Genomic DNA, 12,045 nt, shown 5'->3' with positions numbered 1-12,045 from the left:
TGTCTTGCGGCTTGAGGCCGGAATCGCGCCACAGTTGCCGGGCCACCACCCCCATCTCCGGGAGCCCGGTGATGTCGTCGCGGTAGTAGCTGGTCATCATCTCGCCGTTGTAGGCCGCTCCCTGCGCGGCCGCGGTGATGACGGCCGGGGGCTGCCGCAGGTCCCGGGCGCGTTCCGCACTGGTGACGACGAGCGCGACACCGCCGTCGCTCTCCTGGCAGCAATCCAGCAGCCGCAGCACGGGTTCGACGATCCAGCGCGAATTCTGGTGATCTTCCAGGGTGATCGGGCGCTCGTAGAACCAGGCGTCGGGATTCTTCGCCGCGTGCGCACGATCGACAACAGCGATCCTGCCGAAATCCTCGTTGGTGACCCCATACGTCGACATGTACCGCTGGGCGTGGATCGCGACCCAGGCCGCGGGAGTGAGCAGACCGAACGGCGCGTAATGCGCCATGAACACCGGTGTTTCGGCCATGCTGCGTCCGCTGCCGCCGAACCGGAAGCCGGAACGTTCGTTGAAGGCACGCCAGCACACCACCACGTCGGCGACACCGGTCGCGACGGCCATCGCCGCGTGCACCACGGTGCCGGCGGCGGCACCCCCGCCGTGGTGCACGCGGGAAAAGAAGCTCAGGTCGCCGATACCCACGTTGCGCGCGATGTCGATCTCGTCGCTGGAATCCATGGTGAACGTCACCATGCCGTCGACGTCGCCGGGCGTCAGGCCGGCGTCGTCCAGAGCGGCGCTGACCGCCTCACACGCCAATTGCAGTTCGCTGCGTCCGGATTCCTTGGAGAACTCCGTCTGACCGATCCCGACGATGGCCGCCGCGCCCGGCAGCGTCCTGCTCATGCTTGTTCCCTTTCGAAGCAACCGTCGAGCAGGCTGAGCACCGCAGTGCCCGAAACGTGGTCGCCCAGGCTGTTGGCGCCCGCGAAGGTCACTTCGACGAAGTTCTCTCCCCCCGAGCCTTCGGTTTTGCCAGTGACGCTGCCGGTGAAGCGCAGCGGGTCATCGGGAAAACAGGGCACGCCCAGGCGAATCGACAGGTTCTTGACCATCGCTTCGGGCCCGGCCCAATCGGTGAGGAAGCGCACGCAGTAGCCGTTGGTGGTCAAGATGTTCATGAACAAGTTGGGCGAGCCCTGCTTCTTGGCGTAGTCACGGTCGTGGTGCACCGGCATGAAGTCCCGGGTGGCGATCGCTCCGGCAACGATCATCGTTGTGGTGATCGGGATTTCGAGCGCCGTGACCTCGTCACCCACCGCGATGTCCTGCCATCGCAGGGTGGTGGTCCGGCCGGCGGTGGTCGTCATGCGTGTCCTTCCGAATAGGTTGCACCCAGGTGGGCCAGCTGCGCGGCGGCGGCCGGGCCGAGGGTGAAGCTGAGATCCATGACCGCACCTAGCCGCGGGGCCGGAATTGGTGCAGCACCAGGCCATCATCGAACGTCTGGTAGTAGACCTCCACCGGCAATCCGGGTGTCACGTCGGACGGATCGATGCCGGTCAGGTTTGACACCAGCCGCACCCCATCCTCGAGTTCCACGAGCGCGACGACGTAGGGATAGTCGAAGAACGGAAACTTGGGTTCGTGTGGCATCACGTAGCTGTAGACGGTGCCGCGGCCCGACGACTCGATCGCCCCCCAGTCCAGGGAACGGCAGTTGGGGCACATCGGGCGCGGCGGGTGACGCAGCTGTCCGCATCCGCCGCAGCGCTGGATCAGGAGTTTGTTCTCCTGCAATCCATTCCAGAAGAATTCGGTGTCGCCGGTGATCGCCGGCGCCAGACGGGCCGCCATCAGTTTGTCGGCCTGAATCGCAGCACCCGGAATCGTTGCCGCCCCAACACTTCGCCGTTCTGGTCGGTGTAGGTCGTCAGCCAGGTCAGGAAGAAGCCGGTGCCCAGCGCCGTCTTCTTTTCGTCGGAGACCGATTCGTAGACCGTCGTCGCGCTGATCTCGTCGCCCAGCCGCGGGTAACGCTCGATCTCGAACTCCGAATTGGTCGCCACCGTGCTGGTGTACCCAGCCTCATCGAGGAATGCCGTTGGGTTGCTTTTGATCTCGATCGGCGCCCCACCCCGTTCGCCGATTCCCTCCAGGATCGGCGATGGCATCGTCCACGACTGCAGCATTACCGGTGGCGACACGATGCCGCCGAACCGTGACGAGGCCGCGAACTCCGGGTCGAGATATACCGGGTTCATGTCGGCCATCGCGTACGCCCAGTGCCGGATCATCGGCTGGTTCACCGGGTCCGGCGCCAGCGAGGGTTTTCCGGTGCCACCGGTCGGCTGCCCGACGAGGGCCCGCACCTTGGCGCTGACGGTTTCTGAGTCGGTCACGTAGCAAGCCCCTCTCGCAGAACACCTGGATCCGACAGATTGATGCGATCTGTCTCGCCGAAATGTGTGTACTCTGCGCCGTCGCATGCTGTCAATACGACAGCAAAGTACGGGGAATAGCTCGGAATTCGCGCAAATGATGATTGACGGCGGGTGCTGGGACGGGTACACCAAGTGATCAGATGACCGGAGGAAGCACATGGCCGATGCACAGGCGCTAGTCGAGACCTATCAGCTCTACATCGATGGGAACTGGGTCGAGCCGCAGGACGGCCGGTACGACGACCTCTCCCCATCCACCGAAACCGTCATCGCCACCGCACCCGACGCGAGCGTCGTCCAGGTCGGTGACGCGATCGCCGCCGCGCGCCGAGCCTTCGACAGCGGACCGTGGCGGACCATGAGCGCCGAGCAGCGCGCCGGGTGCCTCAACCAGCTGGGCGACGCGCTGATGAAGCACGCCGACGACTTCTTCGCGCTGTCCCAGGTCGAGTGGGGCTGCATCGCGAACGAACGCATCATGCAGATCGACGGCGCCGGGTTCATGTCCCTGCACGCCGCCCAGCTCGCCACCCAGCTGACCGACCAAGAGGTCACCGGCATGGGCGCCGGAACCACGTTGTTGCGTCATGCGCCGCTGGGTGTCGTATCGGTGCTGACGCCGTGGAACTTCCCGCACTGTCTCAACGTGATGAAGTTGAATCATGCTCTGGCCGCGGGTAATACCGTCGTGCTCAAGCCCTCGCCGCTGACCCCGCTGGCCGGGCTGGCGCTCGCGCGAATCATCGACGAACACACCGACATCCCGCCCGGCGTGGTCAACGTCGTCACCCCGTCCGGCGTCGAAGCGGCCAAATTGCTGACCACCGATCCGCGCATCGACATGGTGAGCTTCACCGGCAGCTCGGTGGTCGGCCGCCAGGTCATGTCCGCCGCCGGCGACACGATGAAGCGGATCCTGCTCGAGCTGGGCGGCAAGTCCGCGAGCATCGTCCTCGACGACGCGCAAATCACCGACGAAATACTGCAGCAGATGCTGTTCGACTGCTGCTCGCTGCACGCCGGACAGGCCTGCATCCTGCACAGCCGGCTGCTGCTGCCCGATTCGCTGCACGACGACGTCGTCGACCGCCTCGCCGCGTTGGCCCGCGAGGTCAAGGTGGGCGATCCCACCGAACCCGACGTGCAGATGGGTCCGCTGATCAGTGCGGCGCAACGGGATCGGGTCGAGGCGCATGTCGCCGGTGCGCTCGACGACGGGGCGAAGCTGGTGACCGGCGGTGGCCGCCCGACCGGATTGGACGTTGGCTTCTACTTCGAGCCGACGATTCTGTCCGAGGTGGGGCCGAATTCGACCATCGCGCAAGAGGAAGTGTTCGGTCCGGTGTTGACGGTGCTGCGCTACCGCGACGACGACGACGCGGTCACCATCGCGAACAACTCGCGATACGGGCTCTCCGGTGCGGTGTGGGGCGGTGACGTGGACCGTGCCGTCGGCATCGCGCGCCGCATCCGTACCGGCCAGATCGCGGTCAACGGTTGCGGTCCGGGCGGCGCGCCGTTCGGTGGCTTCAAACTCAGCGGGCTGGGCCGTGAGGGCGGTGGCATCGGCGGGATCCATCAATACATGGAACCGATGGCCATCGGTATTCCGGCGTGACGGGACCCTTTGCCGGGCTCGAGTCCCCGAAATGCTCTGCGCCCTAGATCTTTCCGACGACGACGTAGCTACTTGAGCAACCAGCGCATCGATTCGGTTGCGGGTCCAAACCGCACCGGCATCTGCATTACCGGAGGTAACATGGTGGCCGCGCATCTCGACCTCCGTCGTTGCGGTGCGTCCGGTGTGTCTCAAGGGCCGGTAAACCGCAACATCTCTTCGACGGCACGCGGGGCTGGGACGGCTCCTGGACGAGCAATCGGGTCGTTTGGGATGGGCGATCAGCGCCAGCGTCCCGAACCTGGCTCGGGGAGCCTTTGGTAAACCGCGCACGACATGCCAAGCTGCTCGACATGGCCATCGAGATCGCCCGCCCCAAACTCGAAGGAAACGTCGCCGTCGGTGCAGACCGCCAGATCGGCTTCGCCGAATTCGGTGACCCGCGGGGCCGCGCGGTCTTCTGGCTGCACGGCACCCCCGGCGCGCGGCGCCAGATTCCCACCGAAGCCCGCCTCTACGCCGAAAACCACAAGATCCGGCTGATCGGGCTGGACCGCCCCGGGATCGGCTCGTCGACACCCCATCGGTACGAGAACATCCGGGCGTTCGGCGACGACCTGCGGACCATCGCGGACACGCTCGGCATCGACAAAATGGCCGTCATCGGCCTGTCCGGCGGTGGTCCGTACGCGCTCGCGTCGGCCGCGGTCCTGTCCGATCGGGTCGTCGCGGCCGGCGTGCTCGGCGGTGTCGCACCGTTCGTCGGCGACGAGGGGATCACCAGCGGACTGATGAACCTGGGCAAGCGGGTGGCGCCGCTGCTGCGGCTGGGCGGTGACCCGCTGCGGATCGGCGCCAGCCTGGTGGTCCGGGCCATTCGTCCGGTCGCGAGCACCGCGCTGTATCTGTACGCGGCGATATCGCCCGAGGCCGATCGGCGCCTGCTCACCCGGCCCGAGTTCGGCGCCATGTTTCTCGACGACCTGCTCAACGGCAGCCGCAAACAGCTGGCGGCCCCCTTCAACGACATCATCCTGTTCACCCGGGACTGGGGATTCCGGCTCGACGAGGTCAAGGTCCCGGTCCGCTGGTGGCACGGCGACAGCGACCACATCGTCCCGTTCGCCCACGGCGAGCACGTGGTGTCCCTGCTGCCCGACTGCGAGCTATTCGTGCTGCCCGGCGAAAGCCACCTCGCCGGGCTGGGCCGCGGCGAGGAGATCCTGTCCACCCTGATCAAGATCTGGGACGAGCAGAACTGACCTTCCGTGGCGCCGGGTAGCCTGCTGACGTGCTGCTGGCGTCCCTGAATCCCTCGGCCATCACCGCCACCGATATCGCCGACGCGGTGCGCATCGACGGCACCGCGCTCAGCCGCAGCGACCTCGTCGGCGCCGCCACCTCGGTGGCCGAGCGGGTCGGCGGCGCGGGCCGGGTCGCCATCCTGGCCACGCCCACCGTCGAGACGGTGCTGGCCGTCACCGGGTGCCTGATCGCCGGAGTGCCCTTCGTCCCGGTGCCCGCGGATGTCGGCGCGGCCGAACGCCGCCACATGCTCACCGATTCCGGAGCGCAAGCCTGGCTCGGGCCGGTGTCTGACGAGCCCGAAGGGCTGCCGCACATCCCGGTGCGCACGCATGCCCGCTCCTGGCACCGCTATTCCGAGCCGTCGCCCGACGCCACCGCGATGATCATCTACACCTCCGGCACCACGGGGCTGCCCAAAGGGGTGGTACTGAGCCGGCGAGCGATCGCCGCCGACCTGGACGCGCTCGCGCAAGCCTGGCAATGGACAACCGACGATGTCCTGGTGCACGGGTTGCCGCTCTTCCACGTCCACGGCCTGGTGTTGGGCCTGCTCGGCTCGCTGCGGATCGGAAATCGCTTCGTCCACACCGGAAAGCCGACGCCCGCGGGCTACGCCCAGGCCGGCACCGACCTCGGCGGCACGCTGTTTTTCGGCGTGCCCACGGTGTGGTCGCGGGTGGTGGCCGACGAGGCGGCCGCCCGGGCGCTGGGCCCGGCGCGGCTGCTGGTCTCGGGAAGCGCACCGCTGCCGGTTCCGGTGTTCGACCGGTTGTCCGCCCTCACCGGGCATCAGCCCCTCGAGCGCTACGGCGCCTCCGAATCGCTGATCACCCTGTCCACCCGCGCCGACGGCGAGCGGCGCGCGGGCTGGGTGGGGCTGCCGCTGGCCGGCGCGGAAACGAGGCTGCTCGACGACGACGGCGGGCTGGTGCCGCACGACGGGGAGACCGTCGGGAAGCTCCACGTTCGCGGTCCGATGATGTTCGACGGCTACCTGAATCGACCGGACGCCACCGCCGAGGCTTTCGACACCGACGGCTGGTACCGCACCGGCGACGTCGCGGTCATCGACGGTGGGGGGATGCACCGCATCGTGGGACGCGAGTCGGTCGACCTGATCAAGTCCGGTGGCTACCGCGTCGGCGCGGGCGAGATCGAGACGGTGCTGCTCGGGCATCCGGGCGTGCAGGAGGTTGCGGTGGTGGGGATGCCCGATGCGGACCTGGGACAGCGCATCGTCGCGTACGTCGTCGGAGCGGCCAACGCCGACGATCTGATCGATTATGTCGCACAACAGCTTTCGGTGCACAAGCGGCCGCGTGAGGTGCGCATCGTCGACGCGCTGCCGCGCAACGCCATGGGCAAGGTCCTCAAGAAGCAGCTGCTGTCCGACGGCTGAGCGCCTTTCCACGCGAGCGTGCGCAGTTGTACGCGCCGCCCGGCGTGTCGTCGTACAGACACGCACGCTCGCGACCGGTCGGTCGGCAACGCGCAGGAATTTGCCAGGCTATCTCGCGAGCGTGACCGCAAAGCTTCACCTACCGTCGGACGAGTGATGGTACGGAACCGGTCACCCGCTGGCGCCGCCGCCACCGTCGTAGTCGGGTCCACGCCGATGAGGCGGATCGCGGCCGCGTGTCTCGTCGGCTCGGCGATCGAGTTCTACGACTTCCTCATCTACGGCACCGCGGCGGCGCTGGTGTTCCCGACGGTGTTCTTCCCGCACCTCAGCCCCGCCGGCGCCACGATCGCTTCGATGGGGACGTTTGCGACGGCATTTTTGTCCCGGCCGCTCGGTGCGGCGGTGTTCGGATACTTCGGGGACCGGTTGGGGCGCAAGAAGACTCTGGTCGCCACGCTGCTGATCATGGGCCTGTCAACGGTGAGTGTGGGCCTGGTCCCCAGCCCCGGGGTGATCGGTGGCGCGGCACCGCTGATCTTGGTCGCGCTTCGGTTGTTGCAGGGGTTCGCCGTCGGCGGCGAATGGGCGGGATCGGCGTTGCTGAGCGCCGAATACGCGCCGGCCGACCAGCGCGGCCGATACGGCGTGTTCACCCTGATAGGCGGCGGCACCGCGGCCGTGCTGAGCAGCGCAACCTTTCTGGGGGTGAATCTCACCGTCGGCGAAGGCAGTCCGGCGTTTCTGCAGTGGGGATGGCGGGTGCCGTTCCTGCTCAGCGCGGTGTTGGTCGCGCTCGCGCTGTATGTGCGCCTGAACATCGAGGAGACCCCGGTGTTCGCGGAGGAGAAGGCGCGTGAGCTGATACCCCAAACACCGCTCGCGGAGCTGCTGCGGCTGCAACGCCGTGAGATCGCGCTGGCCGCGGGCAGCATCCTCGGCGCTTTGGGGTTCATCTATATGGCCAACACCTATCTGGCGCTGTACGCGCATTCGCACCTGGGGTACTCGCGCAACTTCATCTGGTTCGTCGGCGCGCTGGGCGGGTTCGCGAGCATCGCGTTCATGGTGGCCTCGGCCATCCTGTGCGACCGGCTCGGGCGCCGCCGCATCATGCTGGTGGGGTGGACGTGTTGTCTGCTGTGGTCGTTTCTGGTGATGCCGCTGTTGAACACGGGCAAACCCGTCGGCTACGCGGTGGCGATCGTCGGCATGTGCATCGCCGCGGCGATCGGCTCCGGCCCGACGGCGGCGTTCATCCCCGAGCTGTTCGCGACCCGCTACCGCTACAGCGGAACGGCGCTGGCACAAAACCTTGCGGGCATCGTGGGTAGCGCGTCGCCGCCGCTGATCGCCGGGACCCTGCTGGCGACCTACGGCAGCTGGGCGATCGGGCTGATGCTGGCCGCCCTCACGTCGGTCAGCCTGGTGTGCACCTATCTGCTGCCCGAAACCAACGGCACGACGCTCGGAATCGCCTAGTTGGCGTGCAGGTCCTCGTTGAGGGCAATGCCCTGGCCGCCGCGGGCCACCACCTCGACTGCCCCGCTCAGCGAATTGCGCCGGAACAACAGGTTGTTGCAGCCGGAGAACTCGCGCGCCTTCACCTCTTTACCCTCGGGCGTGATGACCTTGGTGCCCGCGGTGACATAGAGGCCGGCCTCCACGACGCAGTCGTCGCCCAGTGAGATGCCCAGGCCCGCGTTGGCGCCGAGCAGGCAGCGCTTGCCGATCGAAATGACTTCGGTGCCACCGCCGGACAGCGTGCCCATGATCGAGGCCCCACCGCCGACATCGGAGCCGTCGCCCACGACCACGCCGGCCGAGATGCGACCCTCCACCATCGACGCCCCCAGCGTGCCCGCGTTGTAGTTGACGAAGCCTTCATGCATCACCGTCGTGCCCGGGGCCAGGTGGGCGCCGAGCCGCACCCGGTCGGCGTCGGCGATGCGCACCCCGGTCGGCAACACGTAGTCGACCATCCGCGGGAACTTGTCGACGCCGTAAACCGTCACCGGCCCGTGGCGGCGCAGCCGGGCCCGGACGGCCTCGAATCCCTCGACGGCGCAGGGCCCGCGATTAGTCCAGACCACATTGGTCAATACCCCGAACAAGCCGCCGGCGTTCAGCCCGTGCGGCGCCACCAGCCGGTGCGACAGTAGATGCAGCCGCAGGTAGGCGTCGTAGGCGTCGGCGGCCGCGTCGTCCAGCGAGCCGATGACCGTGCGCACCGCGACAGTCTCGGTGCCGCGGTCATCGTCCCGGCCCATCAGTGCGGTCAGTTCGGGGGGGACGTCGGAAAGCGCGAGTCGCGACGTGGCACCGGTGCCCGATTCGGTCAGTTCCGGTGCGGGAAACCACGTGTCGAGGATCGATCCGTCGGCGGCCAGCGTTGCCAGGCCTATCCCTTCGGCACCTGCTGCTCTTGTCACGGCGGTCAGGTTACTTGCTGATCCGCGCCGCGGGTCCGTCACCCCGGCGGGGATGCCCGGAACACCGTGGATCAGCTGCGCTTTTGCCGGGCCGACACACCGGCGCAACGGGCCGTCTGCGTGGCCGCGTATGAAAAGCTGACCCGCGCAACGTGATTCGGAGGCCCTCGCTGCGCAGCCGCTGCATCGTGCGTTTCTAGGTCAGCCGTCTTGCCAGGTCAACCGCGTGAACTTGGCCGTTTCCGGGTACCTCGCTCCCGGGGATCGGCGGGTCATGTCCTGGGCCTGGCGGAGAGCCAACGTCGCGGGTCCGCAAGGGGCCGGCTCGTTTAGAGAAGGAGAAAACAATGTCGTTTGTCACTACTCGGCCCGAGGCGCTGATGGCCGTGGCGAGCATGCTCGAGGCGCTCGGCTCGTCCATGGACGCCCAGAACGCCGCCGCCGCGGCGCCCACCACGAGCATCGCTCCAGCGGCCGCCGACGAGGTGTCCACCCTTCAGGCCGCGCAGTTTTCCGCCTACGGCGCGTGGTACCAGCAGGTCAGCACCCAGGCAAGCGCGATTCACCAAACGCTGGTGAAGAACCTGAACACCAGCGCCGCTTCATACGGCGAGACCGAAACCGCGAACCGGGTGACAACCAGCGCCGCCTCGTTGCAGGCCATCACGCCCAACGCCGTCACCAACGCGGCGACCGACCCGCCGCCCGCGGGAAGCACCACCCTCGGGACCGGGATCGGGTGGGGCCAGAACGTCGGTGCCGCCGCGTCGGACTTCATCACCCTGGGCGAGGGGCAATTCGCCAACGTCCCAGGGGCGGCCGGGATCCCCAATTTCACGGGGGGACTCACCTCGGCAACCGCCGCCGCACCCGCGCCGGCCGCCCCCGCGGCCGCGGGAGCGGCGCCGGTGCTGGCGAGCATGGGTCGCGGGCCCTCGATCGGCGCGTTGTCGGTGCCACCCAGCTGGGCGGCCGGTGGCGTTCCGACGGTGAACCCGACCCCGGCGCAGCTGGTCGGCGCGGGCTTCACCAGCGCCGCGCCCCACACCGCACCGGTGACCGCCGTGCCGGGCGGCCTGCCCTCGATGGCCACCGCCGGACGCGGCGGCTACGGCCTCGGCGCGCCGCGCTACGGCATCAAGCCGACCGTGATGCCCAAGCCGGCCATCTAACACCCAGCGGACAACAGCACAGAACAGGAGCGACGCAATGACTTTCGACTTCGGAGCACTTCCCCCGGAGATCAACTCCCTCCGCATGTACACCGGCGCGGGGGCCGGGCCGATGATGGCCGCCGCCGCGGCATTCAGCAGCCTCGCCGACGAATTGAGCATGACTGCCTCGGCCAGCCAGTCGGCGATCTCGAACCTGACCGGCGAGGAGTGGATCGGTCCCTCCTCGGCCGTGATGGCCACCGCCGTCGAGCCGTACCTGGCGTGGATGCACACCACCGCCGCCCAGCTGCAGCAGGCGGCTTCCCAGGCCATGGCCTCGGCGGCCGCCTATGAGGCGGCCTTTGCGATGACGGTGCCGCCCCCGCTGATCGCGGCCAACAGGGCCCAGCTCGCGGCCCTGACCGCGACGAACGTCCTGGGCCAGAACGCCGCGGCCATCGCGGCCACCGAGGCGCAGTACGGCGAAATGTGGTCCCAAGACGCCGCCGCCATGTATGGCTACGCGGCGGCGTCCGCGGCCGCGGCCCGGCTGAGCCCGTTGACCTCGCCGGCGCCGACCAACGACCCTGGCGGGCTGGGCGCGCAAGCCGCGGCCGTTTCTCGGGCCACGGCCACGAGCGCGCAGACGAGCGGCCTCCAGCAGGTGGTATCCAGCGCGCCCAACGCGATGCGGCAACTGGCGGCTCCGTTGGACCCGCCGCCGGGCCTGAGCGGGCTGGACAGCTTTCTCGGCAACCCGGTGGTGAACAACGTCGGCAACGCCGGTTTCGACGTGGTGTCCTGGAACGTGTTCAACACCATCGTGTCCAACGTCCTCTACAACCACACCCTGGACGCGGCGGCCTCCGCCGGCTTGGCCGGCGATCTGGGAGGCGCGGTCAGCGGCGGCGCCTTGCTGGGCGCCACGGCCCCGATAAGCACCGCGGGCCTGGGCGCCGCGCCGGTGCTGGCGAGCATGGGCTCGGCCGCCCCGGTCGGCGGCTTGTCGACGCCGGTCGCCTGGTCCGCGGCCACACCCGCGGCTCCTGCCGCGACGCTCGCGGGCTCGGGGTGGGCCGCCCCCATCGAAGAGACGCGCACGACGTGGGCGACCGGTATGCCGGCGGTCGCCTCAGCCGGGCGCGGCGGATACGGCATGGGGCCGCGTTACGGTGTCAAGCCCACGGTGATGCCCACGCGGTTGCTGGTCTAAAGCGTGTCCGCCCGGCCCGGCGTGCCGTTCCGCGGCGGCTCGCCATCATCGGCGATCGCCACTACCGAAATGGTGGCGACCCGCTGCGCCCGGCTCCGCCGCGCTGGCGATCGCCACTACCGAAATGGTGGCGACCCGCTGCGCCCGGCTCCGCCGCGCTGGCGATCGCCACTACCCTGAGAGCGTGCTGGACTTACGCGGGGATCCGATCGCGCTGACCGCGGCGCTGGTCGACATCCCCAGCGAATCGAGAAACGAAGCGCGCCTGGCCGACGAGGTCGAGGCCGCGCTGCGCGCTCAGGCCTCCGGCTTCGAAATCGTCCGCAACGGCAACGCCGTGCTGGCGCGCACGCGACACGAGCGGCCGTCGCGAGTCTTGCTGGCCGGCCACCTGGACACCGTCCCGGCGGCCGGAAACCTGCCCAGCCGCCAGGAGGACGGCGAACTGCATGGCTGCGGCACCGCGGACATGAAATCCGGCGACGCGGTATTTCTCCATCTCGCCGCCACCGTCGCCGAACCGGTGC

Annotated in this window: 12 protein-coding genes; 7 read left to right on the top strand and 5 right to left on the bottom strand. The window is 68.5% G+C overall.

The features are described from left to right. The 4 genes from Q0W90_RS19235 to Q0W90_RS19220 all read right to left on the bottom strand — a co-directional run. Positions 1-856, bottom strand: an 856-nt coding sequence (locus Q0W90_RS19235) for a lipid-transfer protein (RefSeq protein WP_297700416.1), incomplete at its 3' end; no start/stop codon positions are given. Then, a complete protein-coding gene (locus Q0W90_RS19230; protein WP_297592320.1) occupies positions 853-1,320 on the bottom strand; it encodes a MaoC family dehydratase in 468 nt (155 codons plus the stop codon). The genes Q0W90_RS19230 and Q0W90_RS19235, both read right to left, overlap by 4 nt. Before the next feature lie 88 nt (positions 1,321-1,408). Further along, positions 1,409-1,807, bottom strand: a complete 399-nt coding sequence (locus Q0W90_RS19225) for a Zn-ribbon domain-containing OB-fold protein (RefSeq protein ID WP_297592322.1) — start codon at positions 1,805-1,807, stop codon at positions 1,409-1,411. Further along, the gene (locus Q0W90_RS19220; protein ID WP_297592323.1) at positions 1,807-2,352 is read right to left on the bottom strand and encodes a MaoC family dehydratase N-terminal domain-containing protein; all 546 of its coding nucleotides are present in this window, start codon (positions 2,350-2,352) and stop codon (positions 1,807-1,809) included. Before Q0W90_RS19220 ends, Q0W90_RS19225 begins: the two co-directional genes overlap by 1 nt. A gap of 199 nt (positions 2,353-2,551) precedes the next feature. Between Q0W90_RS19220 and Q0W90_RS19215 the strand changes: the two genes are divergently transcribed. The 4 genes from Q0W90_RS19215 to Q0W90_RS19200 all read left to right on the top strand — a co-directional run bounded on the left by Q0W90_RS19215 (position 2,552) and on the right by Q0W90_RS19200 (position 8,201). Continuing rightward, positions 2,552-4,012 carry an aldehyde dehydrogenase family protein gene (locus Q0W90_RS19215; protein ID WP_297592325.1) on the top strand — a complete coding sequence of 487 codons (1,461 nt, stop codon included), beginning with the start codon at positions 2,552-2,554 and terminating at the stop codon, positions 4,010-4,012. A gap of 353 nt (positions 4,013-4,365) precedes the next feature. After that, the gene (locus tag Q0W90_RS19210; protein WP_297775872.1) at positions 4,366-5,274 is read left to right on the top strand and encodes an alpha/beta hydrolase; all 909 of its coding nucleotides are present in this window, start codon (positions 4,366-4,368) and stop codon (positions 5,272-5,274) included. A gap of 29 nt (positions 5,275-5,303) precedes the next feature. After that, entirely contained in the window at positions 5,304-6,719 is a 1,416-nt protein-coding gene (locus Q0W90_RS19205) for an acyl-CoA synthetase (protein WP_297775869.1), read from the top strand. Between the two features lie 216 nt (positions 6,720-6,935). Continuing rightward, a complete protein-coding gene (locus Q0W90_RS19200) occupies positions 6,936-8,201 on the top strand; it encodes an MFS transporter (RefSeq protein WP_297592443.1) in 1,266 nt (421 codons plus the stop codon). Here Q0W90_RS19200 and dapD read toward each other — a convergent pair. Continuing rightward, the gene (gene dapD / locus Q0W90_RS19195) at positions 8,198-9,151 is read right to left on the bottom strand and encodes a 2,3,4,5-tetrahydropyridine-2,6-dicarboxylate N-succinyltransferase (protein ID WP_297592331.1); all 954 of its coding nucleotides are present in this window, start codon (positions 9,149-9,151) and stop codon (positions 8,198-8,200) included. The two genes, Q0W90_RS19200 and dapD, sit on opposite strands and share 4 nt — an antisense overlap. Positions 9,152-9,498: 347 nt before the next feature. On the opposite strand from dapD, the gene Q0W90_RS19190 reads away from it, so the two are divergent. The 3 genes from Q0W90_RS19190 to Q0W90_RS19180 form a co-directional block, all read left to right on the top strand. After that, entirely contained in the window at positions 9,499-10,323 is an 825-nt protein-coding gene (locus Q0W90_RS19190; RefSeq protein WP_297700410.1) for a PE domain-containing protein, read from the top strand. Between the two features lie 37 nt (positions 10,324-10,360). Then, the gene (locus tag Q0W90_RS19185) at positions 10,361-11,518 is read left to right on the top strand and encodes a PPE family protein (protein ID WP_297592335.1); all 1,158 of its coding nucleotides are present in this window, start codon (positions 10,361-10,363) and stop codon (positions 11,516-11,518) included. A gap of 184 nt (positions 11,519-11,702) precedes the next feature. Continuing rightward, the coding region (locus Q0W90_RS19180) for a M20/M25/M40 family metallo-hydrolase (RefSeq protein WP_297775864.1) at positions 11,703-12,045 on the top strand (343 nt) is incomplete at its 3' end.

The sequence above is a fragment of the Mycobacterium sp. genome (assembly GCF_025933915.1).
GTDB lineage: Bacteria > Actinomycetota > Actinomycetes > Mycobacteriales > Mycobacteriaceae > Mycobacterium.
Note: the sequence above shows the minus strand (reverse complement) of the source record. Positions and strands in the feature narration are given on the sequence as shown.